This is a genomic window from Methylobacter sp. (assembly GCF_036845245.1).
Lineage (GTDB): Bacteria > Pseudomonadota > Gammaproteobacteria > Methylococcales > Methylomonadaceae > Methylobacter_A.
On sequence record NZ_DAIUEH010000041.1, the window covers coordinates 32,524 to 57,178 of the forward strand.

The 24,655-nt window shown below is 47.8% G+C and carries 23 protein-coding genes; 10 read left to right on the forward strand and 13 right to left on the reverse strand.

From position 1 onward, the window contains the following. Positions 1-333 precede the first annotated feature (333 nt). Positions 334-846, forward strand: a complete 513-nt coding sequence (locus V7051_RS17165) for an RNA polymerase sigma factor (RefSeq protein ID WP_333876949.1) — start codon at positions 334-336, stop codon at positions 844-846. A 103-nt stretch (positions 847-949) separates the two neighbouring features. Continuing rightward, positions 950-1,927, forward strand: a complete 978-nt coding sequence (locus tag V7051_RS17170) for a FecR family protein (protein ID WP_333876947.1) — start codon at positions 950-952, stop codon at positions 1,925-1,927. Here V7051_RS17170 and V7051_RS17175 read toward each other — a convergent pair. Beyond that, positions 1,913-2,278, reverse strand: coding sequence for a hypothetical protein (locus V7051_RS17175; protein WP_334181163.1), 366 nt, complete (start codon positions 2,276-2,278; stop codon positions 1,913-1,915). The genes V7051_RS17170 and V7051_RS17175 overlap by 15 nt on opposite strands. A 114-nt stretch (positions 2,279-2,392) precedes the next feature. On the opposite strand from V7051_RS17175, the gene V7051_RS17180 reads away from it, so the two are divergent. Next, the gene (locus V7051_RS17180; protein WP_333876946.1) at positions 2,393-4,912 is read left to right on the forward strand and encodes a TonB-dependent receptor; all 2,520 of its coding nucleotides are present in this window, start codon (positions 2,393-2,395) and stop codon (positions 4,910-4,912) included. Positions 4,913-5,231: 319 nt separating this feature from the next. Here V7051_RS17180 and V7051_RS17185 read toward each other — a convergent pair whose 3' ends face one another. From V7051_RS17185 to V7051_RS17200, 4 genes are all read right to left on the reverse strand, one after another. Continuing rightward, a complete protein-coding gene (locus V7051_RS17185) occupies positions 5,232-6,104 on the reverse strand; it encodes a DNA/RNA non-specific endonuclease (protein WP_333876944.1) in 873 nt (290 codons plus the stop codon). 81 nt (positions 6,105-6,185) lie between these two features. Further along, entirely contained in the window at positions 6,186-6,632 is a 447-nt protein-coding gene (locus tag V7051_RS17190; protein ID WP_333876942.1) for a DUF1249 domain-containing protein, read from the reverse strand. Between the two features lie 8 nt (positions 6,633-6,640). Then, entirely contained in the window at positions 6,641-7,045 is a 405-nt protein-coding gene (locus V7051_RS17195) for a 6-pyruvoyl trahydropterin synthase family protein (protein ID WP_333876940.1), read from the reverse strand. Between the two features lie 46 nt (positions 7,046-7,091). Then, positions 7,092-7,391 (reverse strand): PilZ domain-containing protein, encoded by a 300-nt coding sequence (locus tag V7051_RS17200; protein WP_333876938.1) that lies wholly within the window; start codon positions 7,389-7,391, stop codon positions 7,092-7,094. A 210-nt stretch (positions 7,392-7,601) separates the two neighbouring features. Here V7051_RS17200 and V7051_RS17205 point away from each other — a divergent pair, with 210 nt between their 5' ends. Then, on the forward strand, positions 7,602-8,615 hold the full coding sequence (locus tag V7051_RS17205; RefSeq protein ID WP_333876936.1) for a tryptophan--tRNA ligase: 1,014 nt from the start codon (positions 7,602-7,604) through the stop codon (positions 8,613-8,615). A 38-nt stretch (positions 8,616-8,653) separates the two neighbouring features. Further along, positions 8,654-9,322, forward strand: coding sequence for a hypothetical protein (locus tag V7051_RS17210; RefSeq protein WP_334181164.1), 669 nt, complete (start codon positions 8,654-8,656; stop codon positions 9,320-9,322). Between the two features lie 12 nt (positions 9,323-9,334). Here V7051_RS17210 and V7051_RS17215 read toward each other — a convergent pair whose 3' ends face one another. Next, positions 9,335-9,832, reverse strand: coding sequence for a hypothetical protein (locus V7051_RS17215; RefSeq protein WP_333876933.1), 498 nt, complete (start codon positions 9,830-9,832; stop codon positions 9,335-9,337). A gap of 67 nt (positions 9,833-9,899) precedes the next feature. Then, positions 9,900-11,294, reverse strand: coding sequence for a hypothetical protein (locus V7051_RS17220; protein WP_333876931.1), 1,395 nt, complete (start codon positions 11,292-11,294; stop codon positions 9,900-9,902). Positions 11,295-11,520: 226 nt separating this feature from the next. Here V7051_RS17220 and V7051_RS17225 point away from each other — a divergent pair, with 226 nt between their 5' ends. Then, entirely contained in the window at positions 11,521-11,907 is a 387-nt protein-coding gene (locus tag V7051_RS17225; RefSeq protein WP_333876929.1) for a hypothetical protein, read from the forward strand. A 4-nt stretch (positions 11,908-11,911) separates the two neighbouring features. Here the strand turns inward: V7051_RS17225 and nadB are convergent, their stop codons facing one another. Continuing rightward, positions 11,912-13,522, reverse strand: coding sequence for an L-aspartate oxidase (nadB, locus tag V7051_RS17230; RefSeq protein ID WP_333876927.1), 1,611 nt, complete (start codon positions 13,520-13,522; stop codon positions 11,912-11,914). A gap of 270 nt (positions 13,523-13,792) precedes the next feature. On the opposite strand from nadB, the gene V7051_RS17235 reads away from it, so the two are divergent. Further along, positions 13,793-15,199 (forward strand): DegQ family serine endoprotease, encoded by a 1,407-nt coding sequence (locus tag V7051_RS17235; RefSeq protein ID WP_333876925.1) that lies wholly within the window; start codon positions 13,793-13,795, stop codon positions 15,197-15,199. 161 nt (positions 15,200-15,360) lie between these two features. Here V7051_RS17235 and fae read toward each other — a convergent pair whose 3' ends face one another. Both fae and V7051_RS17245 read right to left on the reverse strand, forming a co-directional pair. Next, on the reverse strand, positions 15,361-15,873 hold the full coding sequence (gene fae / locus V7051_RS17240) for a formaldehyde-activating enzyme (protein WP_333876998.1): 513 nt from the start codon (positions 15,871-15,873) through the stop codon (positions 15,361-15,363). Between the two features lie 242 nt (positions 15,874-16,115). Further along, positions 16,116-16,454 carry a hypothetical protein gene (locus V7051_RS17245; RefSeq protein WP_333876923.1) on the reverse strand — a complete coding sequence of 113 codons (339 nt, stop codon included), beginning with the start codon at positions 16,452-16,454 and terminating at the stop codon, positions 16,116-16,118. Positions 16,455-16,763: 309 nt separating this feature from the next. Between V7051_RS17245 and V7051_RS17250 the strand changes: the two genes are divergently transcribed. Next, positions 16,764-18,014, forward strand: a complete 1,251-nt coding sequence (locus tag V7051_RS17250) for a glycosyltransferase (RefSeq protein WP_333876922.1) — start codon at positions 16,764-16,766, stop codon at positions 18,012-18,014. Positions 18,015-18,116: 102 nt separating this feature from the next. Here V7051_RS17250 and V7051_RS17255 read toward each other — a convergent pair whose 3' ends face one another. From V7051_RS17255 to V7051_RS17265, 3 genes are all read right to left on the reverse strand, one after another. Further along, positions 18,117-18,842, reverse strand: a complete 726-nt coding sequence (locus V7051_RS17255; protein ID WP_333876919.1) for a ferritin-like domain-containing protein — start codon at positions 18,840-18,842, stop codon at positions 18,117-18,119. A gap of 10 nt (positions 18,843-18,852) precedes the next feature. Beyond that, positions 18,853-20,043: a hypothetical protein gene (locus tag V7051_RS17260; protein ID WP_333876918.1), complete on the reverse strand. Its 1,191-nt coding sequence runs from the start codon at positions 20,041-20,043 to the stop codon at positions 18,853-18,855. Between the two features lie 539 nt (positions 20,044-20,582). After that, positions 20,583-21,737, reverse strand: coding sequence for a CapA family protein (locus tag V7051_RS17265; RefSeq protein ID WP_333876916.1), 1,155 nt, complete (start codon positions 21,735-21,737; stop codon positions 20,583-20,585). A 384-nt stretch (positions 21,738-22,121) separates the two neighbouring features. On the opposite strand from V7051_RS17265, the gene V7051_RS17270 reads away from it, so the two are divergent. Together V7051_RS17270 and V7051_RS17275 are read left to right on the forward strand one after the other, a co-directional pair. Continuing rightward, positions 22,122-23,324, forward strand: a complete 1,203-nt coding sequence (locus tag V7051_RS17270) for an NAD-dependent formate dehydrogenase (RefSeq protein WP_333876914.1) — start codon at positions 22,122-22,124, stop codon at positions 23,322-23,324. 43 nt (positions 23,325-23,367) lie between these two features. Further along, positions 23,368-24,225, forward strand: coding sequence for a pirin family protein (locus V7051_RS17275; RefSeq protein WP_333876912.1), 858 nt, complete (start codon positions 23,368-23,370; stop codon positions 24,223-24,225). Positions 24,226-24,655 lie beyond the last annotated feature (430 nt).

A 24,655-nucleotide genomic window follows, 5' to 3' on the forward strand; every position in this document is an offset into this window, starting at 1 on the left:
TTTCTCTACAGCCTTCTATCGCTTTTCCCAGCCAATTTCATCGGCGCCGGTAGCCGCAAGCAAATTCTTCGCCTTAATTTATTTATTGATATATCAATAACCTGAAGAAATTTTAGCGTTAATTACAAGCAGTTATTTAATAAGTAAAAATAACAATGGCTCATATTTTGCTGTAATTTTAAGCCTTAATTGCGATTAAGGCCTTGAAACCCGAATCCGGCAACAAGACTTAATGGCAAAAAATAAGAGGCATTTCGGGCACCATCAAACTCAAATCAACCACGTTTTGATTTACCGAAATATTCAATACGTCTATTTCTAAAATTTACCAACATGAGCATCAATGGCTTAATGGATATATTGTTTCGCCGACACAGCAAGGAGCTGCTGTTCTTCGCTAGTCAGCGTGCCGGTCATGCGGCGGAAGATTTGGTCCAAGAGGCGTATTTACGCCTAATGCAGCATCCCAATCTCGAATCCATTGGGAATCACCGTGCCTTTCTTTACCGAACCACATCGAATCTGACCGTCGACTTCCACCGTCGGCAAGTGCTGGAGGCACGCTACCAACAGTCAACGCCGGACGTCGAAATTGACGCCCAAATTGTCAAGGCTCCAGCGCCTTCTCCAGAACTGCACCTAAGCCAACAACAGGAACTGGATATGCTTCGCGACATGCTTCAGGAACTTCCGGAGGTCACCCGCAATGCCTTCCTCCTCAACCGCATCGAAGGGCTATCACACGCCGAAGTGGCCAAGCGTCTCGGCATATCGGTTCGCAATTCCGAACGTTATCTCGCCGCCGCGCTACGCCATCTGCTCAAGCACCGCAGTTTTAATGAATAATGATCGGCCGGCTCAATTAGATCAAAATAATCGGCGGAACTTTCCCTGCCGTCCGTTATATTCAATAATACTTTCATTCGATAACTGGACAAACGCCGACACCATGATCACACCTGCTGCAACCGTTAATGCCGAAACACTCAAGGATGAAGCCATTGAATGGCTGATACGCCTAAGCGCGGAAAATTGCACGGCGGCAGACCGGAGAAATTTCGATAGATGGATACAACAAAGTACGGCGCATCAGGCAGCCTATACCGAAATTGCCCGCCGTATGAACTGGCTGGAACACATTGCGCAAACAGACACAGCCAGCCGGAGCGAAGCCCTGCGCTATCGTCCCGATAAACAAAAAACCGCTGTCCAGCGCTGGGCAATGTTAGCGACAGCCGCCTCAATCCTGCTGATCCTGGGCGTCGCCACTTTTTCATCCGACGGCTGGTACGGCAGCAATACCCGTTATTCCGTCGCACGCGGAGGCAGCGAAACCGTCACGCTGGCCGATGGCTCCAATCTGGAAATGAATACCGATACCGAGGTCAACGTCCGCATCAATCGCTGGCAGCGCTCGGTAGAAGTCGTGAAAGGCGAAGTGTTCTTCAGAGTGGCTCACAATGCCGAACGACCCTTTGTGGTTAGCGCCGGCGCCGGGCGCACTATAGACACCGGCACCGAATTTGACGTTTACCGCCAACCACAGCAAGTGGTCGTTGCCGTACAGGAAGGCAGCGTCCGCGTCGAGGCTAAACAGAACCGCGAACTGGTCGCCTCGCAAACCGTTGCCTACGACCAAAACGGCGATTTTATAGCCTTGCCGCCCAAATTCAGCATTGGCAATATCACCGCTTGGCGGCGCGGCAAACTCATTTTCGACAACCGTCGACTCCAAGATGTACTGGCGGAAATCGGCCGCTACCACAACGTTCAACTGCATTTGGCCGATCCCAAACTGGCTGGCAACAAAGTCAGCGGCACGTTTTTCATCGAGCGCCTGGAAGGCAATCTCGCCACCATCGCCAACAGCCTAAACCTGACCGTTCAACATTCAAGAAATGGGGGAATCGTACTAGCCAAGCGGTAACGCGCTAGCTCTTTGCGAGTACTGAAAGCTGGCCTTGCGAAATTCAGCTAAAGCACGACTTCCATACCTTTTCGATCCAAAAGATAGCGTTGCTTTAACGAAAGACTGCCGCCCACCGCTTTCCCATTTACCAGCCGTTAACAGACCGGCATTCAACACAGCCCTCGGCACTGCTTGACTCAACGAAGGTGAGGAGGTAATCCCCGTTTTTTTTGCTGCCATGATCCGGTACCGGATACAAATAAACACATCGAACTTACACGTTTTGCGTCTATCGATAAAGCCCAGGCAGTGCAAATCGCTGGCTGTCTCATGCACGGCTTTAAAAAACCGGACGTTGGGATTTATCATGGCAAATTCGGTGATTCTTAACCTCTCATCAAAAAAATTGTGTTTCGCTATGGCGGCTTTTTCTTAGCTCTTCGTTTTAATTATTGAACATTTTTAAAACAAAGGGGATTTTGAATGAAGCATATGAACAGAGCGCTGCTGACTGCGGTATTGTGCGCAAGCATAGGCAGCGCGGTAGCGGATGAGGCAGCACAGTCTTACGATATTCCAGCCCAGTCACTGCACAGTGCGTTGCAAAAACTGGCGGATCAAGCAGGTGTGACCGTGTTTTTTTCGGAAAATCAGGTCGCCGGAAAAAACAGTACGGTACTGAAAGGCCAATATAGCCCTCGCGAAGCGTTGCAAAAATTGCTGTTAGGCAGCGGACTGATCTATACATACACGGCCGACAATTCGTTTGCAATTAAAATTGCGGATACCGGGAGTCATGTCGCGATGTTACCGACCATGACAATCATAGGGGAAAAGAAAGCACCAATTGGCTTAAGTACAACCGAAATTACAGATCAAGACTTTAATGGGCGCCAGGCACAAATTCAAGATACCGCTAAATTGCTGGAAGATGCTCCCGGCTTAAGCTTGCAAGCCGGTGGCGGTGTGTCGGCATTACCGATTATTCATGGTTTAAACGATGAGAGGATAAAAATCGATATTAATGGCATGACCATTACCTCGGCTTGCGCTAACCACATGAATCCGGCGTTGTCGTACATTGATCGCACCCATGTCGGAAAAATTATCATCATGCAAGGCGTGACTCCCGTCAGCATGGGTGGCGACAGCATTGGCGGCACGATTTCCGTGCAATCGCCGGAACCGGTATTCGCCGAACCCGGCAAAGATATTTTGATTAACGGCAAGGCCTCGACGTTTTATCGCAGCAATGGCGATGCCTTTGGCGGCAATATTGCCGCGGGCATAGCGAATCAAAATGTGCGCCTGGATTACACCGGTTCGCACAGTGGAAGCAGGAATTACCGTAGCGGCAATGGTCGAGTTGTCGAATCGACCGCTTATGAAAGCCAAAATCATGCGCTAGCATTGTCATTTAAATTGGATAACCATTTATTAGAAATCAAAGGCGGGCAACAGCATATTCCTTTCCAAGGCTTTCCTACCCAACGCATGGACATGACCCTGAATGACAGTATTTTTGGTAATGTGCATTACAAAGGCTCTTACGACTGGGGTAATCTCGAAAGCACGCTGTATCTGGAAAACACTAAGCACCACATGGACATCGGCTATGACAAACTTTTCCCGCAACCGCCAGGCACTTCCCATGCGCTAATGCCGATGGATGTCAGAGGGCGCAACCTGGGTTACAAGGTTCAAGCGGAAATTCCTTATGGAAAACGGGATACGTTCAGAATCGGTAACGAATTCCATGCCAATGAATTGGATGAGTGGTGGGATCCGGTCAATGGTGGGCAAACCAGCGTCAACCAATATGGAGGAATGTGGCCTTATGCATTCATTAATTTGAATAATGCCACCAGAGATCGGTTGGGGACTTTTGCAGAATGGAATGCCGATTGGACGCCTGAATTAAAATCGACATTAGGCGTGCGCTACGATCGCACCATGACCGGGGCCGGCGTAGTGAAGCCATATTTCAATCCCAATGTGTCCGCTGCCGACAGGGCCTTATGGTTCAATCAAAACGTGCGCGATGCCTGGACAAACCAGTTTGCGGAAGCCACCCGATTCAATGGCCAAGATCGTTCGCGCGACTACGATACCTTCGATGTAACCGCTTTAATGCAATTTACACCTAATAAAATCAGTCAATATGAATTCGGCTACGCCCGTAAAAATCGGGCACCGAGTATTTATGAGTTGTATCCATGGAGTACCGGTTCAATGCAAATGAGCATGATAGGTTCATTAGGCGACGGCAACGGTTATGTCGGCAATCCTAATTTGAAACCAGAGACCGCACACAACATCAGCTTTACCGCGGCATTTCATGAAGCTGAAAATAACGATTGGGAAATCAAAGCGACCCCGTACTTTAGTTATGTTGAGAATTTTATCGATGCCGACCGCTGCGGCAGTTCCAATCCTGTCTGTGGTACCGCCGCCCCATCAAGCTTTAGAGCTCAGCCAACTAACGGATTCTTGTTTCTTAATTATGCCAATCATGACGCCCGTCTTTGGGGTATGGACTTGAGCGCTAGAGCCGATTTATTCAAACATCCGACCTTCGGGCAATTCGGAACGCATACTACGATGGGTTATGTACGAGGTGAACGCATGGATGGCGGCAACCTATATCACATGATGCCTTTCAACGCCAAATTGAGTTTGGATCATAAACTGGACGGCTGGAAAAATTCATTTGAAATGCAGTTTGTCGATGCCAAATCCGATGTACAAAAACTGCGAAATGAATTGCGCACGCCTTCGTATGTGCTTTTAAACGCTAAAACCGGCTATCAATGGAAAAACTTAAGCATAGATGTGGGCCTGGATAATATCCTGGACAAGCAGTATTACCATCCATTAGCCGGAGTCAATGCAGGCGATTATTATGCAATGAGTATTACTTTCCCGGATCCCGGCTATACCAACAATCGTAACCTTCCTGGTATGGGGCGTTCGGTATTTGTGGGTATGTCGTTGACTTACTAATCGATGTTACGCACTGACCACGAAAACCAAAAGTATAACGCCATGGATGGCGTGTAGTAGAGTAATGCAGGAGCAATTGCCGAGGCGACACGAAAGGCGGAAAACCAACCAATCCGGCAGACCTCCCAGGTTTTAAAAACCTGGGAGGTCTAACCGCAAAGTTCTGAACCGGCGGGGCGTTCTTGGAAGCGTTTCTTTTCGAGTTTTTTGTGCCTTTCGTGGACGACGCTTTTTTATCATGCGCCTGCGTAACATCAATTTAAAAAGTCAATGTTAATCAGAAGACATTATCTAATGCGAGGGTAGCAAAAACCGTTATTCATCGATGTACCCCCCAAGGCAATGGCTCTATATCAGCTTCCACATGCGCTTCGACGCGATCATCCAGCTCGGCAAAAAAATCAAGACCGGTTTGTGCTTCGATGCTGTCGATACTGGTCACGAACTGCGCCAACGGCTCTTTGCCGTTCACCGTTTGCGGAATTAAAAAAGCCAGAGCAACCGGCGCTTTGTTTGGCGCAGCTTCCGACAGGTATATTTTGTAAAACGCATCCGGTATTTCCACCATCCAATCCGAGCTTAAGCGTTCGACCGTGCCGTTAAAAACCGGCCCGGTAATCACCCACACTTTGCCGAATAGCTTGGCGAAATGCTTTATCTCCATCTCCTCCAACCGCTGCCATATTTTTTGGTTAAGGTTGGCTTTTTGCGGCGTGATATTGGTCATTAAGAAACTGTCCGCCTGGCCATCCCTGCCGTAAAGATGGCTCATTGCATAATTGGGCGCCATGTGCCCGCGATCGTATCCGCTTTTTTGGTAACTTTCGTGACTGACGCGATTGATGCTGCGCCAATCGGTTTCAAAGCGGTTGGGGCGTTTTATCGACGGCGTATTTTCTACATTAGGAAGCAGTGCGTACTCTACCCATAACGGATTACCGCGCAAATCCGAATAACCCAGAATAAAGCCATGGTTGCGTAATACGCGAAACCAGGTATCGATGTTCTTCGCATTACGCGCTTGCGGCACGCCTTGATAAAGCAGTGCCGGACGAGCAATTTTAACTTCATAGCCGTAGTCGCCTAAACCCAGGCCGAGCATCATCAGCAACAAAACAGGATGCTTGCGGCTTAAGCGGAAAAGCCCTAACAATAAGTTAAACAGGCTGAGTGTGGACGATTTTTTCCGCATCGAAAAGACTTAGCAAAAGGATAGGGTGTTAATAAAACGCATCCTTCATGATGAATAAAACAGCGGAGAAATTACAACGGATTAAGCTACCGCTTCAGCAATAGAGCTGAATAAATAACCTTTCTTTAAACAGTGATCGAGCCATTTTTGTAAAAAATAATTTAATCGCCATTTGTAATTCATGATTTCACGGCTTAATCCGGGGTCTTTAAAAACTTGCGCCACACCGGCACGAGCATGATCGCTTAATACCTCGGCCAACTGTGCATCCAGGTAAATCCTTATCCTTACGGCAGGCGCCAGGAACTCTTCCTTATTTTTATTAAAGCAATGGCTAAGTTCCACAGTCATGGTGTACGGCGTACGCTCAAGGATTTCAAGATGCAATGTAGTGTGATGGGGGGCAAGACCAATGGCCGTTTCTTTAAATGCCATTAAGTCCGGAATTAATTTCAGCAATTTTTGATAATTCGATTCACAGACTTGTTCAAGACAGATGGACTTGTTGACCGGATTTACAAAATTCATGACCGTTGTCAGTTTTCCCGGTAACAAGCATGGGCGCTGGCGGTTTCCCATAACACCACTTGGGCGACGTTAAAGCCGGCTTGTTTGAGATGCCGGTAAATCATCTTACTCAGGACTTCTGCAGTAGGGTGTTCGTCAAGAGCAAGAAAACGCTCATTATTTGCCGTGAGCATAGGTATGATCGGATCATCTTTATGTAACAAAAAATTATGATCAAGATGCTGGTCTATAAACGCTTCAACGCTGTCTCTAATATCGGAAAAATCGCAAACCATGCCCTGGTCGTTAAGCTGATCCTGCTCTATAGAAATCGAGGCCTTAACGCTATGTCCGTGTAAATTGCGGCATTTGCCGGGGTGATTCATTAACCGGTGTCCGTAACAAAAATACACCTCTTTGGTAATCGTATACATAATAAAATTTCAGCAGTTCCGGTAATTTAAATAAGCAGCGAACGCTTCAGTCCCCTTTTATGCTTTTTATCGTGGCGGCAACTTCGTAGTGACCGTCGTCTAGTTCGGTACTTCTGATAACCTCGATAAAAGCGGTCATTGAGGGGGTGACTGTGTTTTTGGGAATAACGTTTATTTCCATAGCCTTGCCCGGATCAAAAAACCGGTCGGCAATGAATGAAACACCCGCACCGCTAATTGATGAACAGCGTCCATGACGTAATTCATCCGAACCCGCAAGTCTGTAAGTTACATCACAGTCTATCTCCATTCGAATATAATTACGTTTTTCATCATATTCCAACATGCTATTTCTCCGGTCAAGTTCACAGTCGTTGTATTCGCTGGTCGGGCTGCACAGCCTTAATTACAAAGTTTACTATAAAAAGCATAATAATGGGGCGTGATTTGCAGCAAGGTAGTCAATTGAGCTATTCCGCTGGATATTAACCTGAATTTATGTAATATGGCGCCCAACTTTCACATCTTAAATAAACACACTTCTGAGTATCATCAAATGAGTAAAGTAATCGTTTTAACCGGAATTACAACTACCGGCACTCCGCATTTGGGCAATTATGTCGGCGCTATCAGACCGGCCATTGCGGCGAGCAAGGACGAGAATGTTGTCCCCTTTTATTTTCTGGCCGATTATCATGCGTTGATTAAATGCCAGGAACCGGAAAGGGTCAGGCAATCCAGCCTTGAAGTTGCCGCAACATGGCTGGCTTTAGGACTGGATACGTCAAATGCCGTTTTCTATCGGCAGTCGGATGTGCCTGAAATTTTGGAACTGTCCTGGATGTTGACCTGCGTCGCGGCAAAAGGCCTGATGAACAGGGCGCATGCCTATAAGGCGGCGGTTGCCGAAAATGAGCAAGGCGGCGAAAACGATGCCGATAAAGGCATCACCATGGGCTTGTTCAGCTATCCGATATTAATGGCGGCCGATATGCTGATGTTTAATGCCAATAAAGTCCCTGTAGGCAAGGACCAGATTCAGCACATTGAAATGGCCAGGGATATTGCCGGGCGCTTTAATCACATTTACGGCGAACATTTTGTGCTGCCGGAAGCGGTTATTGAAGAACATGCCTCAACATTGGCCGGTCTGGACGGGCGCAAAATGAGTAAAAGTTATAACAACACCATCCCATTATTCGAGTCCGAGAAGAAATTAAGAAAGCTCATTAACAAGATTAAAACCAATTCATTGGAGCCGGGCGAACCCAAAGATCCCGAAGGTTGCACTTTATTCAGCATTTATCAGTCTTTTGCTACTCAGGCCGAAGTGGCTGGAATACGCAAGCGTTACGCAGAAGGCATCGCTTGGGGCGAAATGAAACAGGTATTGTTTGAGCACATTAATGAACACCTCATTCCGGCAAGAGAACGGTATGAAGCATTGATGCAAGCGCCTGAACATATCGAAGAACAATTGCAGGAAGGCGCTCAAAAAGCACGCGCAGTCAGCGTGCCGTTTATGAAGGAACTGCGCAAAGCTGTCGGGATTTCGCGAATTTCTTTGTGACACCCGTGACGTTCAGCAATTGGCTTAAGCAGGCGTTAGTGCTGATCAGTCGCGCGCCGTTGCTTTGGACAGGATACACCTTGTTTATCGGCCTGCTTTTGGGAATCGAACGGGTGTCCCTGGCGCTGGGTATTTTTCTTGCTGTAACAGGTTTATTTGTTGGTGTAGGTATTGCCAAATATATCGACATTAAATCTTCAACAGGCACTTCATTGAACTTTTACCAAGCGATAACTAAAAGCCTGCCGTTAGCCGTATTAGCGGCCGGCAGCCTGGTGATTTGCTGGTTTGTATTTAGGGTGGCCGCTAATATTTATTCGGGTGAACTCTATAAAATCGGCTACTTCTTTTTTTATTGGGAATTGACGACAGAACACCTGAACAATAAATCGATGCACCAAATAGCCGCTTGGCTGTATTTACCGGCCATCATCACCCTGTTGTTTACCTTGCTGATGCTAACTACTTTTGCAAACTGGTTTAGTTATCCGTTAATGCTTTTTAGAGATTATTCATGGAGTCAAGCAAGACAACGAGGTAATGAGGCATCGGTCAAAAACCAGGCGGCAATGTATAAGCTGCTGGCTTTTATATTTGCTGCCGTATTTATCGGTGCCGGAATAATACCTTTGTTAACACCTGTTTTGTATATGCTGGTTTCAACATTGATGTATGTATCTTATAAGACTGTTTTTGAACCGGCTTGAAAAAACTGCCGCTTACACCAATTGTCCCAACGCAAAAGCGCCAAAATAAGTCGCTGTAAAATAAAACAAAGACAAAACAAGACTGGCAAAAAGATTGATCGATAGAACTTGCTTGATAATGTAAGTGACCAAGGCATAATCCCAAAACAAAAGCAGGCTCAGAACATAATAACTTAACGGCTCTTCGCTGATGGTTAGCCAAATCAACACCGGCACGACGAACACAGCCACTATATTGGCACAAAATATAATCGCTGTCGTTACTTGTACATAAGCGTATAACGTCCTGTTAACGAATAGCATGATGCCTATAAATATAAGCGTTAATAATGTCTCTATACTGACTTCGGTAAACGACTCTATCGGGTCGTCGGTCATGTTGGCTTGCATGAAATACTCAACAACGAAATAGAACAGCAGATTTTGTTTGAAAAAATCGACTGATCTCGGTAGCTCAAGCGGGTTATTCTTTAACCAGCACAGTGGCAAGTATTGTCTTAAAACATCCATAGTCACCTAGAGTTTTTCGCAAACTATCTATAACCGCAGCGGCCAATTACTGTGGGACATGTGATTATTATTTAAAATCGGGTGAGGCTGAATGACCGGTTACGGATTGCCCGTCATAGGTACTGAAATTATCATTCAATAACTGAACCAGTTCCTTGGCTTTATTGGATATCTGAGCCAAGCGGATTTTTGTCTTTTTATTCCAGCCGGCAGGTTCTGAAATCGGCAACATCATTCGACTGAAAGTAAGGCTCTTTTCGAAAGTACCGGCTAAATTTTCCATTAAATGAAGTTCTTTTTGTCGGGCGTTAAGCTGGCTTATTGTTAATTTCGCCTGAAGCTTACTAAAAAGTACATGCAGCGGTATCATAACGACGACCAGCGTAAGGATTACGGCCGGCCCGATGATCGGGTCTATCAACAGCTCCAGAATGCCGGTTTGTATTTCGGCAAAAATGGCAAGGGTCGCAATAAATCCAAGTACAATCAGGCTGGAAAAAGCTGATCGATCTTTCCATTGCACGATGGCTTTTTTAATCTCCGGCATGACCACGTTATTAATTTCACGAACGTTTTTTTCCAGCGAATTCAATACACGATAAGTACGGTCATAACCGACATTGGCTATGCGCTGATCTATCAAGTCAAAGTCAGCCGAGGATTGAGGCGTGGCGCTGCCTTCCTGGCTGGACAGGACAATAAACTGACCGGTATTTAACCCCAATCCGGCAAGTTTTCTTTGCCATGAAGAGATAATCTCGCTGTTTGTAGTCGAACCCAGCATTGTTGCCGGTCTATCGATCAGATACACAAATTTATTGGAGTCCTGATGGAGCGTAATATTTTCTATGACTTCATCAACCAACGGAGATGTTGAATCAAAAATATCGGTAAAAACTAAAACCAGGTCTGAGTTCTCAATGGTATGTTTTGCTAACAACGACATAACCGGATTGGATGGGGCCGCACTGATGTTCGGCGCATCAATGAAAAGTTTGCTTTTTAGGTGGTCGCTATTGAGTGTTTTTAATTCCAGATAAGAATTAATGCGGTCCCCTTCGCCTTCTTGCTGCTGCTCGATTTTACGGCTGATTTGATAAAACGGGAACCGGTGGTCTACGTCCAGTGCGGTGCCGGGTAAGGTTGCCGGATTGGACTGGTTATTATGCAGCAAAACAGTAAATTTATGACTGGATGTTTGAATACCCGAAAACAAATTGTCCGAACCCAGATAATTGTTAATGAACCTGGATTTGGCCGTTGAATTACCGCCAATCAAGCTGATTACGGGCCACCATGAGCTTTTACCGGCTGTCGTTTCATCCATGTCGATGAGCCCCAAATCGAATTCAATCTGATCGAGCTCCTGAAAGACTCTTGATGCTTTCAGTAATACCGGGTTGTCAGCGGCGAAGTGTTTCTCAAGGTTAAGCAGGTATTTGCTTACTGTCTTTTCAGTCATCAGTTTGACACCTTATTTGTTGTATTTTTATAGATTAAGGGGTAACGAAGTATACACCCAGAATGGGAGAGTAATACAAAAAAACAAGAGAGATAATAAGACGTTCTATTACTGTAAAATCAAAAAATGTTGCGTAAATATTGTTCTTTTCATACTCAAATCCGATGAGTTTATAGTATATTGGGGTTTAATTAATGCCCCTTGTAAACGTGATTTAACAAATAAAATGATGAATGTGAAGAGTCTTCGAAGCTTAGCAGTGCTTGCTATTGCTACGTTAATATCCGGCTGCGCTGTTCCGTTTTGGGGTGGGTATGGAGCAAACGGCCAGTCACGTGAAGAGTTTGAGCATCACGTGGAGGAAATTTTCCGGTTACAGAATCAAATAACCAGCGAAGTGATGATGTTGCTGGAAAATGATGAAATCAAAAAACCTGAGACCTTACTGCAGGCCGAGCAACATATGCAACGAGCCTGCGCCGATCTTAACGAGTATGTTTCTCGTGATATTGATGGTTTAAGCAGCGGGCTTTTTCTGCGTCGACGGGTTGAGAAATCAGCTATAGACTGCGAGCAAGCGGCAATGGCTATCAGACCATTGTTACGCCCTTAGCCTATCAACCGCGGTCAGCCGGGTACGGCGTCAAAACCGTATTTTGCGCAGGTTTGCTGTTATCGGTTTCAGGGTAGTCGAGCGTGTAATGTAAGCCGCGGCTTTCCTTACGCTGCTGTGCGCAACGGATGATCAGCTCCGCGGCAATAACCAGATTGCGTAATTCCAGCAGATCACTGGTTACACGGAAATTACTGTAATACTCGGCGATTTCCTTCTTGAGTAATTCCACCCGGCTCATTGCCCGGCTTAAACGTTTATCGGTTCTTACGATACCGACATAGTCCCACATAAAACGGCGCAGTTCCTCCCAGTTATGAGAAACCACGACCTCTTCATCGGAATCGCTGACCTTTGACTCATCCCACTCAGGGATTTCCGGCAGCGGCAGAATACCGGGAAGTTTCTGCAAAATATCCTCGCTGGCCCGTTCTGCGAATACCAGACATTCCAATAACGAATTACTGGCCATGCGATTGGCACCGTGCAGTCCGGTACAGGCTGCCTCGCCTATCGCATAAAGATTGGCGATATCAGTGCGCGCATAACTGTCGGTTAACACGCCGCCGCAGGTGTAATGCGCGGCCGGAACGACAGGAATAGGTTGCTTGGTAATATCTATATCATACTCAAGACATTGCTGGTAAATCGTCGGAAAATGTTCGCGGATGAACTGCTCCGATTTATGGCTAATATCCAGATAAACACAGTCTATACCGCGTTTTTTCATTTCATGATCGATGGCCCTGGCGACAATATCCCGAGGCGCCAATTCCTCTCTCGGATCGAAATGCTGCATGAAAGGCGAACCGTCCGGCAGGATCAACTTGCCGCCTTCGCCTCTGACCGCTTCACTAATCAGGAAAGAATGTGCGTGCGGATGATAAAGACAAGTCGGGTGAAATTGCATGAACTCCATATTGCTGATGCGGCAGCCTGCGCGCCAAGCCAAGGCGATACCATCGCCGGTTGAGCTTTGCGGATTGGTGCTGTAAAGATAAGCCTTACTCGCGCCGCCGGTTGCCAGAACCACGACCCGAGCCGACATGGTCTTGACCTTCTGCATTTTTGAATCCAGCACATAGGCGCCGACAATCCGTTTTTCAGCGTCCTTGCTGGTAATTAACTCCACCACATTATGATGTTCGAACAGCTCGATGTTGGCATGTTCCTGAGCGCGTTCAATCAACGATAAAGATACCGCCTTACCTGTCGCATCGGCAGTATGCACGATACGGCGGTGGGAATGCCCGCCTTCCTTGTTTAAATGCAGTTTTAATTCCCCGGATTCGGTCTGCTCCTCGGTAAAAACAACACCCTGTTCCCTCAGCCAGTCTATCGAGCTTTTACCGTGCGTCACAGTCAGCCTGACAATCTCGGGATTACAAAGTCCGGCACCGGCGTCCAGCGTATCTTCAATATGCGACTCGATAGAATCATCGACCCCGAAAACAGCGGATATGCCGCCTTGCGCATAATAGGTGCTGCCCGCCGTCAAAGCGAATTTAGACAGCACGGCAATGCGCATTGAATGATCAGCCAGCTTAAGCGCCAGACTTAGGCCGGCACCGCCACTGCCAATAATAAGGACATCGTAATTTTGGGAATAAGGCATTAGGTAAAGGTAATGAGAAAAACGAATGAGGGAAAGTTTATAACATTAATTTATGCTTAATTGTCGTTAATGGATAATATAGCTTTTTAGTATGATAGCAATTTTTTTTATATCGCTATCCAGATATATTTTGTCTCTGTTACTATCAAGACCAGCAAGTGTTACCGCCCTAAAAACAGGACTGAACTTTTTCTTGAAAGCGACGCCTGTTATCTTGATTATTATTTTTTTACATAAGTTTTTCCTTAATGATATTAAATAGAGGTTTGTATGATCAAAAAAGTTAAGTGGTGTTTGTTTCTGATCGTTTTGTTTAATCAAAACGTATTGGCGCAATTACCCGATTTTACTGAAATGGTAAAAACCAACGGCGTTGCGGTGGTCAACATCAGCACCACTCAAAAGGCTCCACCTGAAGCTGAGAACACCCCCGAACAGCCGCAGTTACCGGAGGGAATGCCGCCCGAAATGGAAGATTTTTTTAAGCGCTTCCTAGAGGAACAGGGCGGCGGTTATGTGCCAAGGGATACCACATCCTTAGGCTCGGGTTTTATTATTTCCCCGGATGGTTACATCCTGACCAATAGTCATGTGGTAAAAGACGCTGATGAAATCGTAGTCAAATTATCCGACCGCCGGGAGCTGTTGGCTAAAGTGATTGGCTCCGATGCGCGTACCGATGTTGCGTTATTAAAAGTCGATGCCAAGGACTTGCCCGCAGTGACCATTGGTGATCCTAACAAACTCCAGGTAGGCGAGTGGGTACTCGCGATAGGCTCACCTTTTGGATTTGAGCAATCGGTAACGGCCGGCATCGTCAGCGCCAAAGGCCGCAGCTTGCCGGGCGGAAATTATGTACCGTTCATACAAACAGACGTAGCGATCAACCCGGGCAATTCAGGCGGGCCGTTGTTTAATATGGAAGGCAAGGTTGTTGGCATAAACTCCCAGATTTACAGCCGTACCGGCGGTTTTATGGGACTTTCCTTCTCCATCCCGATGGATGTCGTGATGAATGTCGTCGACCAGATAAAAACCACCGGCAAAGCCGCGCATGGCTGGTTGGGCGTCCAGATACAGGATGTAACGCGGGAACTGGCCGAATCATTCGGCATGAAAAAACCGCAAGGAGCGCTAGTTTCCAAAATACTGCCCGACAGCCCGGCAGAAAAAGCCGGATTGCAGATCGGCGACATTATTACCGAATTTAATGGACAGCCAATTGAAAGCTCCGGCGATTTGCCGCCCATGGTCGGAATGACGCCCATCAATAACAAAGCCACATTAAAAATCATCAGACAAGGCGATACCAAAACCCTTGACTTTAAAGTGGGGCTTTTGCCGGAGGAAGTGGATAAATTAGCCGACGCAAAAGCGGCGGCCCCCAAACTTCCTCATAATCGCTTGGGCATTAGCGTCATTGACTTAAGCAATCAGCAAAGAGAAACCTTGCAGATTGCCAAAAACGGCGTGTTAGTGCAGGATGTTGCGAAAGGCACTGCCAAAGATGCCGGAATTCAGCGCGGCGATGTCATTTTACGCATTCAAAACGATGTTATCCGTGATGCGGCTGATTTTGACAACATACTCAAAAAACTCCCGGCCGGTAAATCAGTCGCCGTTTTGATACAGCGTCAGGGCAGCCCGGTGTTTCTGGCGATTAAAGTGGATAAATAATCCGCCGGCTTTTCAAGCTTAAGCCACTCAAAATATAGCTCCCTGCGGCACGGGAGCTATTTTATTTCCAGCACATAACAAGGGTTTTCGCGTAAACGTAAACCCTTTTACTTTGTAGAGTCCACAACCGCCAGCCTTTACTTTTTGCCCTGATTAATTTTTTAGTCGTGCGCCGCGAGCGGATGATGTTCCACATCTTCCTGGGCAATCACTTCGGCGGGCGTCGGTTCCCCTGCGACAGCGCGTTTAATCGCCAGCTTCGTGGCTTCATAATTCCAGTCCTGGATTTTATTGTTGTCCTCAGCCTCCCAGTGAATAAAAACACCCACACAGATAAATACATCACCTGCTTCTCCCTCGGGTATTACTCCTTCTTTAACGCTATCGACCACAGCTTTGGCCACGCCGCGTTCCGCCGGCCCGAACATTTGGGTTGCCTGTTTCTCGTTCTTGATTTCAACTTTATTGAACATAACGGTATTAGGCTTAGCCATAAGATTGGGAGCAACCAGAGCCAATAAGGAATTATCGCCCCGTTTTTGGTTAGTCAGCGTGATACAAAATGCGATTTCCGCGGCGCTGCCACGCGGCCCCATAACCAGATCAATATGAGCCAACTCATTACCCTCACCTATCAGGGCTTCACCTACCAGTACTTTATCGATTTTCGGCATTTTCATATTCGTTTCTCCTCTTGAGCTTTTAAATCAATTCTTGAATGACCGAATCAGTACAAGAAAAAGCTTCCTGCTGTTTTCGGTTTTCCGCTGGGTATTATTTACTTATCAATTTTTAACTTTGAAACATGATGGTTGCGATAGAAAGGAATAGTCTTCACAGATAACTCAATTACTATCGAAGGCAGCTGGCGTTAAGGGCACACTCTCCGGATACAGGCTTACTCCGGAGCGCGGAATTAACGGCCTGAACCCGAACCACCGGCGCCCGAACCTCCAGTATCTGGAACTCTAGTACCTGAGCCGCTACCCTCGATACCTGAACCGGTAACGCCGGGGCCGGTACCATGTCTGCCTTTACTGCCCAAACTTCCTCCGTTGTTGCCATGATTTCTGGTATCGCTCCCAGTACCAGAGGTACTGGGAGAACTGGTATTGCCTCTGCTTCGGGTACCGCTGTCAGTGCCTGTCATACCGGAAGAACCGGTACCTCTTTCTTCGTTTCGGGTACCGCCCTGCTGAGTCCCCAGATTACCGGCAGTATCGGTGCTTCCTTCTTCGCTTCCAGTTTGTGCCAACCCGTCCTTCCATGGACTTAATGCGAGTACCCCAAATAGCAAAATTAATGACATCGAATGTTTGATAAAATTTCCTCTTGAGCGTGATGATGTGAATGGATATTTCATAACGAGTCCTCTTGAGTTTGATTAGATAAATAGGCCTTAACGGTTTCCGTTAAGTAGACTATGCGGCTTAAGAAACCGCATAATTCATCATAATCAGACAGGCATGGTGCGTCTGTCCGTTATCACACATAAAAACAAGCTCTTACAAACGCCGCATGACTATCAATTTGTTTCGCTAAAATAATTTACATAATAAAACGCATGAAAATAGGCATACAAACCTGGGGTTCTAATGGCGACATCCGCCCGATGCTGGCATTGGCCGATGGCCTGCAAAAAGCGGGTCATTCTGTGACGCTGGTGGTCAGCAGTATCGACAACCGCAGTTACCGCGAAATCTGCGAACAATTGGAAATAAACTATCGCCAAGTGCCGGAACATATTGATTTCGATATGCAGGGTTTCGCCCAGCGTTCGTTTCGGATGAATCCTTTGCAATGGTTATGGGCATTGCTTGATGAAGCCTTCTTTCCTTACGAACAAACCGTGTATCAGGCTGCCCAACACTTAGTCACCGATAACGACTATGTAATCGGCCACCATTTTCTCTATCCTCTAAAATTGGCAGCGCTACAGCAGCAAAAACCATTTTTCAGCGTGACCCTGTGTCATGCAGCGATACCCGATCCTGCGATTCCGCCTTTCAGCTTTCCTGACTTGGGTCGTCATATCAATGCATTGAGCTGGAAGCTGTTGGACGCGGTGTTCAATTGGGCATTGAAAAAACCGATGACCCGTCTATGGCTGGAAGCCGGTCAAACGCCGCCCGCTCATGTGTTGACCGAACTGCTCACTTCGCAACAACTTAATCTGATAGCCGTCGATCCGTGGTTTTGTCCTCGATTTGAACATTGGCAATCGAATCATCAAGTCTGCGGTTTCCTGAATTTAACCGAAGACACCCGGCATTGGACAATGCCGCTCAAGCTGTCTGAGTTCCTTGATCATGGCGATGCGCCGGTATATATGACTTTCGGCAGTTTACAGCAGGCGGTGCCGGACTGGAGCATGGAGCTGTTTTTGGAAGCCGTAACCTTGGCGGGCTGCCGTGCCATTATCCAGACCAGTTCAGAGCACTATCCTGCCGATAGCCAAAGCGACCCAGTCTATTTCATCGGCAAACATCCCCATCAACCGCTGTTCAAACACTGTGCGGCGATTGTTCATCACGGCGGCGCAGGCACTACCCATGCAGCAACACTGTCAGGCTGCCCATCCGTGGTAGTGCCGTTTATGGACGAGCAATTATTCTGGGCCCGGCAATTGCAGTCGCAGGGTTTGGCAGGAAAGCCTTTACCGGCAAAAAAGATAACTGCCGTCGGCTTGGCTAAGGGCATTCGGGCAGTATTGGATTCAAAAACAATTCAAAACAGCGCCAGGCAAGCAAGCCTGGCGATGCAAAGCAATAACGGAATAGCACGTGCAGTAGAATTGCTAGAAGCACAATTCTAAAATATAGCTGCACCGATTTCCTGTAGAGGACGATTCAGCCATGTTCTGACAAACAGCTGCAACAGCTTCAGCAAACGGATGTTTTCCAGCTTCAAAAAAGACTTAAATAACATTAAGCGCATTATTTAAAGTCAGCCGCTCAAGCCACTTCTTGATCGTACGCATGTGATTGTCTTCAGTCAGTTTTGCTTGCTGGAACCTTGTCATATAATCGCTGAGCCCGGATTCGTCGACAATCCGAATGAGCAACTCCCAAGCGGCTAAATCCGTCAGCTCGGCAATCAACATAGCTTCCACACACTGCGGGATAGAGCTGCGCGGATCGTTGATCACCTGTATCAAGCCCATCGCGATCATTCCCGAAGAATCGGCACAAGGGGTTTGTGCAGTCGGATCTCCGCCCATAGAACGAATACAATCCTGCACTAAAGCAAAATGCCCGGCTTCATCATTGCGAAACTGCTCAAGCACCGTGGTGTCTATAACAGGCTCAACGGATTTGCATTTTGTGATCAGCGCATCGTAAAGCCGGACACCACTGCGCTCATAAGCCAAGCGTTGTCCGAGTTTATCAATCAGAATAGACGGGCTATTTCCTTGAATGGCTTGTACGCTTAAACTCACTGCGCCTCGAAGCGTATTTGGAAGAGGAACCGACCCCAATTGCTCCGAATTTTGGATATACTTTTTCCGCATAGTAAATGCGTCAATTGCGATATCTTCAGCGTGGGGCGGAAATTCCTCATAACCGTCAACCATCGACTGGGTCATTACAGGATGAAGTTGGGTCGGTGTTTTATTTAAACCAAACTCAGCAGCGTCTTTCATAACGAACTCCTCAGTGTTTAAGGTGACTGACAGGCATCGGGCGATGGAGACTATTGATTTCACCTCCCGGCGTCCAGATATAGTTAAACGCAACGATTTCCGATGGGACGCCGTCGGCATTCAATCGTTGCCGATAAACTTTTGAAGCTGTGCTTTCTTCAGACATATCGACAAAGGCAGTGCCTTTGGAACGCAAGTTGACTTCATTGCGCAACACGTCGCGGACGAAATCCCTTTGACTCTCGAAAGCAATAGGCTCAGGCAGAACCGCAGGAACAACGCTTTGAGCATCCCGGTTTTCGTTATATTCAAAAAGATCGCGTACAAAACGGAATTGACCCAGTTCATATTCAAGGAAACGCTCCCAGATAGCTTTAACGCGAGGATTTTTCTCCTGCTGAACACAGCCATAGTAGTTATAAACTTCGTTGGCTTTGTGCAGCAGACATTTTTCAAGCCATGTTTCGCCCGGGTCCATAATGCATTGGTATTGAGTCACATGCTGATCTTCGATATGAGCAATCTCTGCATATAATTGCCGAGCCAGCGGATCGCTAAACAGCGGTCCGATATTCATATAATAATTCCAGGTTTGCTGTTTTCCAGCCATGATCGTTAATGCGTGCATTTTTGTCAGCGTAAGAGCTGTATTACGGTTATAGCATTCCCGTAAATCATCCTCCGGAGCGCGATGTTCATGAATGGTTGGCCGACCGGGAAGAACGTCGGTATAACTTTGCAGGATATTATTCGAATCCTTGCCTTCGAGGCGATCCAACAAAGCCGAATAGCGATACATATGATCAAAGTCTTCCAGCAAGCCAAAACGATAAATCTGCGCAACATAGCGATCGGGTTCGGTTTGTGCCACAGCCGCGGTGACTTCAATCGCGACCTGCTCATAAGCGATAGTGGTTTCAAGCGGTGAGTGATCGGCGCCGATCATCCCATTGATCAACGTGGCTTGCTGCGGGTCGATTCGCCGAAGCTGGGCCAGAGGAAGCTGAAGATGTTTATTCATCCGGGTACAGGCTCTGGAAAACTGAATCGATTCAAGCTCGATTCCGTTCATTAAAATAACCCTCACACGAGTGAAAGCATCATCATCCAGTTTGCTTATCGGGACTTGAACCATATCCCGCCAGGTTAAAAGTTGTTTATCGAGCGGGAGCCCCCGATGCTCAAAAATATTAAGTGCCATTACTAACCTCCTCTGATAAGAGTTAGGGTTTTATTGAAAAGCAGTGATGCACTTAATTAAGACAACGCGACCTTTTTGGTTGGCGCTGTTTTAATTAAAAGCTACAGAGTTGCAATCTATGCAGCTTAAAAAGCCAAGATTAATCATAAGCAGAGATGCATACTTGATCTGTCCGGTATCACACATACAGATAAAACGCTTACGGTTTCCCGAACGAAAACGGATTGTTGGAACAGTCCCCGGCATAACGACAAAAGAAGTTCTGGAGCTTATGCCCTCTTATACGAACTTGGGACTAATCTGTTCATCGACGTTAAGCGGCATGAGCAACACTTCTCCGTTGCTTAGATACTCGTCCCAAGTTTTCTGCCGTTCACGCTCATAGCTTAACGTACGGCACGCCCTACGACGGATATTTCCTGACTGAGGTCTATCTTTTTCACGACGGTTCGTAACATCAGTTTTTTAGAATAAAAGCTAACCGAATTAATAACCTGCATCTGTTCGGTATCCAACCCAACATAAAAAAGATCACTTCATCATCCAACCGATAAGGCCAACCGGCGCTCATCGACCCGTTCGATTTTGACGCCCAACGGCCTGCTTTCCCTGTCCAGGATTTGCTGCAACCAATGAACGTCATCAGGCTGAGCATAATTCAAGCGGAAGCGTTTGATTTGCATCGGCGTCATGATCAAGCTGTGCAGCTTTCCTGTCGCCAGGTCCAGGGTCACGAAATACATCAAAGCCAAGTCACCGCGAAACTCCTCATACCCTGCAATGCCTTCGTAGTCGTTCAAAAAATCGCCGCAGCCGTACAATATCGGCTTGCCCCGATACAGCTCGATTCCCTTGGGATGATGCGACGAGTGGCCATGCACCACATCCACCCGGGCATGGTCTATCAGCCGGTGCGCAAATTGTCTTTGTTCTCTTAAGATTTCGTAGCCCCAGTTTCCGCCCCAGTGAATCGAAGCCACCACACAATCGCCTTTTTGCTTAAGAGCCAAGATCCGCTTGGCGATGCGGCGCAACGTGTTATCCGATAAATCGGGCAACAAATTCACACCAGCCCTGTCTCTGCGGGCTCCCCACAAACCTGGAATGCCGCTGCTTTCGTCGCCGAAAGCGAACACCAACACACGCCCTTTCCCGGCCACATCGATAACCGCCGGCGCTTCGGCTTCGGAAAGATTCCGGCCCGCTCCGGCAGCTTTCAGGTTCGCATCGGCCAAGGTGCTCAAAGTCATCATCAAGCCGGTATAGCCCCAATCCAAAACATGATTATTGGCCAGATCACAGCAATCGATTTTCGCCGCCAAAAGGCAGGGAATGTTCCGCGGCTGCATCCGGTAATGAACGCCCTTCCCTACCCAGAATTCCGGGCTGGTCGCCACCGCCGTCTCAAGATTAATAATACGGACATCGGGGGCAGCGAGCCGCAGTTCTTCAAGCGCATCGCCCCAGATATAGCCAAAGTCGACCGGTTTCGGAATAGGGCCGTTGGCTTCTTCGGCAAGCGTCAGATAGTCCTTGGCTGAGATCATATAAGGCTCATGAATCTGCGGATTACCGGGATACGGCAGTGCCTGGTCGATGCCCCTGCCTGTCATCACATCGCCGCACAGAAACAGCGTAATCGTTCGATTATTTTTAGATATTGCCTCAGATGAAAGGCTTTGATCTGAAATCATTTGCTTATCTCCCGACGAGCGCGTTTTTGTGGTCTTCGGCAAGCGATTGAGTGCAGCTTTACATCAGGCTTACCTTGTATGGTCAGTGCGCAGCATACGTTGGTAAGCCAACTGTTCAGTACCGGTATAACCAGGTTGCATGTCTCACTCTGTGGTTGTGCATCAATATTCGCCCTAGACCACACCTGAAAATTTATAGCATCCGGATAAAATCAACAATATTCGTATCACCGCCTATATCAATTCGAGTTAACGATTTTTAAATTTAATGGTTACCGTAGGTATTTCCGCCTATTGCACAAAGGCGTTGTTTTTTCTAAGCTGCAATGGCTTTTCATTCCAAATGTTGATTTTCAGGATAAAAAACATCATTGAGGCAGAAAAATGGCAAAAATTGTTTGCGTACTGTACGACGACCCGATCGACGGCTATCCACAATCCTATGCCCGCGACTCGATCCCGAAAATCAAATCTTATCCCGACGGCCAGACCGCCCCGACGCCCAAATCCATTGACTTCATTCCCGGCCAAATGCTGGGCAGTGTTTCCGGCGAACTGGGTTTGCGTAGTTATCTGGAAGGCTTGGGCCATACGCTGGTGGTGACCTCAGACAAAGACGGCGAAAACTCGCGCCTGGATCAGGAACTGCCCGATGCCGAAATCGTCATCTCCCAACCGTTCTGGCCCGCCTACCTGACCGCGGAACGCATCGCCAAAGCGCCGAAATTAAAACTGGCGCTGACCGCAGGCATCGGCTCCGACCATGTCGACTTACAGGCGGCAATGGCGAACAATATTACCGTCGCCGAAATCACCTACTGCAACAGCATCAGCGTCGCCGAACATGTGGTGATGATGATACTGAGCCTGGTGCGCAACTACATTCCGTCCTATCAATGGGTTATCAAAGGCGGCTGGAATATTGCCGACTGCGTGGCGCGTTCCTACGACCTGGAATGCATGGAGGTCGGCACCGTTGCCGCCGGTCGCATCGGCCTGGCGGTACTCCGGCGCTTAAAACCGTTCGACGTTAAACTGCATTACACCGACCGCCACCGTTTGCCGACCGAGGTCGAGCAGGAATTGAACCTGATCTGGCACCCCAATGTTGAGTCGATGGTGCGGGTTTGCGATGTGGTAACGATCAATTGCCCGTTGCACCCGGAAACCGAACATATGTTCGACGATGCCTTGCTGGACAAAATGAAGCGCGGCGCTTACATCATCAACACCGCCCGCGGCAAAATCTGCGACCGCGATGCTATCGCCCGTGCATTGGAAAGCGGCCAATTATCGGGTTATGCAGGCGATGTCTGGTTCCCGCAACCGGCGCCGAAAGACCACCCGTGGCGCACGATGCCGCATCACGGCATGACGCCGCATATTTCCGGCACCAGCCTGTCCGCGCAAGCCCGCTATGCGGCCGGTGTCAGGGAAGTATTGGAATGCTGGTTCGAAGGCCGACCGATCCGCAACGAATACCTGATCGTCGATGCCGGTCAATTGGCCGGAGTCGGCGCTCATTCTTACAGCGCAGGCAACGCAACCGAGGGCTCCGAAGAAGCGGCCAAGTTTAAAGCCGGTTAGTGGGTGGGGCGTACCGTTTAAACCCGTCTTAAGGAATAAAGCGATGAAACAGTTACATCGAATCACTCGCACCGATCAGTCTCACTGGGTAGGAGACGGTTTTCCGGTCCGCACGCTGTTTTCCTACAATACACCGGACGCGGAGGTGAGCCCGTTTCTGATGCTGGATTATGCAGGCCCCACCGAGTTCCCGGCCTCATCGAAACCAAAAGGCGTTGGCTTCCATCCGCATCGGGGATTTGAAACCGTTACCATTCTTTATCGAGGTGAAGTCGAACACCGTGATACCGCAGGGAATGGCGGACGGATCGGCCCCGGCGATGTGCAATGGATGACTGCGGCCAAAGGTCTTTTACATGAAGAGATGCACTCTGACGCTTTTACCCAACGAGGAGGGAGCTTTGAAGCGATCCAGCTTTGGGTCAACTTACCGGCAAAATATAAAATGATCGAGCCGCACTATCAACCCATAACCGATAGCCAAATCCCGGTAGTGAAGCTGGATCAGCAAGGCAGCATCATGCGCATCATTGCCGGCGATTATCGAGGCACGAAAGGTCCGGCAACTACCTACACTCCGATTAATTTATGGGATCTGCGCCTGACGGACGGCCAAACTGTTGAACTCGATTTCCCCGAAAATTACACAACGATGCTGTTTACGTTGAAAGGCAGTGTCAAAATCAATAATTCCGCAACAATGAACAATGCCGAGCTGGCTTTTTTTGAGCGGGAAGGCAAAACAATTGCCCTGACGGCACTTAAAGATACCACGATGCTGGTCATGAACGGGGAGCCGATTGACGAACCGATAGCCGGTTACGGGCCGTTTGTGATGAATACCCTGGAAGAGATTCGGCAAGCCATTGAGGATTTCGATAGCGGCCGCGTTAAGTCCTAGCTATCCCGGCATCTAACGCCTTATCAGGCTGTCTCAAATGCATAAGCGATTATTAGCAACACGAAGCCTGAGGCTTGTGTGTATCTCTTTGATATTGGCATTGAACGGCTGCAATCCTGAAAAACAGTGGGAACTGCAAACAACGCTGGCCATCTGCCGTATTTAGATTTCTCGCTGAGGCTGGACGGACGCCCCCGTAACGGATAACCGGCACGAATTGCAGTTTGTAGGTCAGCAGTGGTCGGACAATAGCTTTTCGTTGCCCAACATTTCGCTATCCGCTAATAGACGGCATCGGGCAAGACCAAAATCCGCCTCCGTATTGAAACATGGAAATGCCGGACATCAATGGCATGACCGACCTAAGGCATTTTGGTCGGATCGCTGACAAAACCGATCTTGCTTAACCCCGCTTTGGCCGACCCGGCCA

Coding starts and splice junctions, on each gene's coding strand:
- V7051_RS17235 (WP_333876925.1), top strand. CDS start 13,793: ATGATCAAAAAAGTTAAGTGGTGTTTGTTTCTGATCGTTTTGTTTAAT.
- V7051_RS17170 (WP_333876947.1), top strand. CDS start 950: ATGATCACACCTGCTGCAACCGTTAATGCCGAAACACTCAAGGATGAA.
- V7051_RS17200 (WP_333876938.1), bottom strand. CDS start 7,391: ATGTTGGAATATGATGAAAAACGTAATTATATTCGAATGGAGATAGAC.
- V7051_RS17185 (WP_333876944.1), bottom strand. CDS start 6,104: ATGCGGAAAAAATCGTCCACACTCAGCCTGTTTAACTTATTGTTAGGG.
- V7051_RS17190 (WP_333876942.1), bottom strand. CDS start 6,632: ATGAATTTTGTAAATCCGGTCAACAAGTCCATCTGTCTTGAACAAGTC.
- V7051_RS17270 (WP_333876914.1), top strand. CDS start 22,122: ATGGCAAAAATTGTTTGCGTACTGTACGACGACCCGATCGACGGCTAT.
- fae (WP_333876998.1), bottom strand. CDS start 15,873: ATGCCGAAAATCGATAAAGTACTGGTAGGTGAAGCCCTGATAGGTGAG.
- V7051_RS17215 (WP_333876933.1), bottom strand. CDS start 9,832: ATGGATGTTTTAAGACAATACTTGCCACTGTGCTGGTTAAAGAATAAC.
- V7051_RS17205 (WP_333876936.1), top strand. CDS start 7,602: ATGAGTAAAGTAATCGTTTTAACCGGAATTACAACTACCGGCACTCCG.
- V7051_RS17275 (WP_333876912.1), top strand. CDS start 23,368: ATGAAACAGTTACATCGAATCACTCGCACCGATCAGTCTCACTGGGTA.
- V7051_RS17255 (WP_333876919.1), bottom strand. CDS start 18,842: ATGAAAGACGCTGCTGAGTTTGGTTTAAATAAAACACCGACCCAACTT.
- V7051_RS17250 (WP_333876922.1), top strand. CDS start 16,764: ATGAAAATAGGCATACAAACCTGGGGTTCTAATGGCGACATCCGCCCG.
- V7051_RS17175 (WP_334181163.1), bottom strand. CDS start 2,278: ATGATAAATCCCAACGTCCGGTTTTTTAAAGCCGTGCATGAGACAGCC.
- V7051_RS17225 (WP_333876929.1), top strand. CDS start 11,521: ATGATGAATGTGAAGAGTCTTCGAAGCTTAGCAGTGCTTGCTATTGCT.
- V7051_RS17260 (WP_333876918.1), bottom strand. CDS start 20,043: ATGGCACTTAATATTTTTGAGCATCGGGGGCTCCCGCTCGATAAACAA.
- V7051_RS17180 (WP_333876946.1), top strand. CDS start 2,393: ATGAAGCATATGAACAGAGCGCTGCTGACTGCGGTATTGTGCGCAAGC.
- V7051_RS17165 (WP_333876949.1), top strand. CDS start 334: ATGAGCATCAATGGCTTAATGGATATATTGTTTCGCCGACACAGCAAG.
- V7051_RS17265 (WP_333876916.1), bottom strand. CDS start 21,737: ATGATTTCAGATCAAAGCCTTTCATCTGAGGCAATATCTAAAAATAAT.
- V7051_RS17220 (WP_333876931.1), bottom strand. CDS start 11,294: ATGACTGAAAAGACAGTAAGCAAATACCTGCTTAACCTTGAGAAACAC.
- nadB (WP_333876927.1), bottom strand. CDS start 13,522: ATGCCTTATTCCCAAAATTACGATGTCCTTATTATTGGCAGTGGCGGT.
- V7051_RS17195 (WP_333876940.1), bottom strand. CDS start 7,045: ATGTATACGATTACCAAAGAGGTGTATTTTTGTTACGGACACCGGTTA.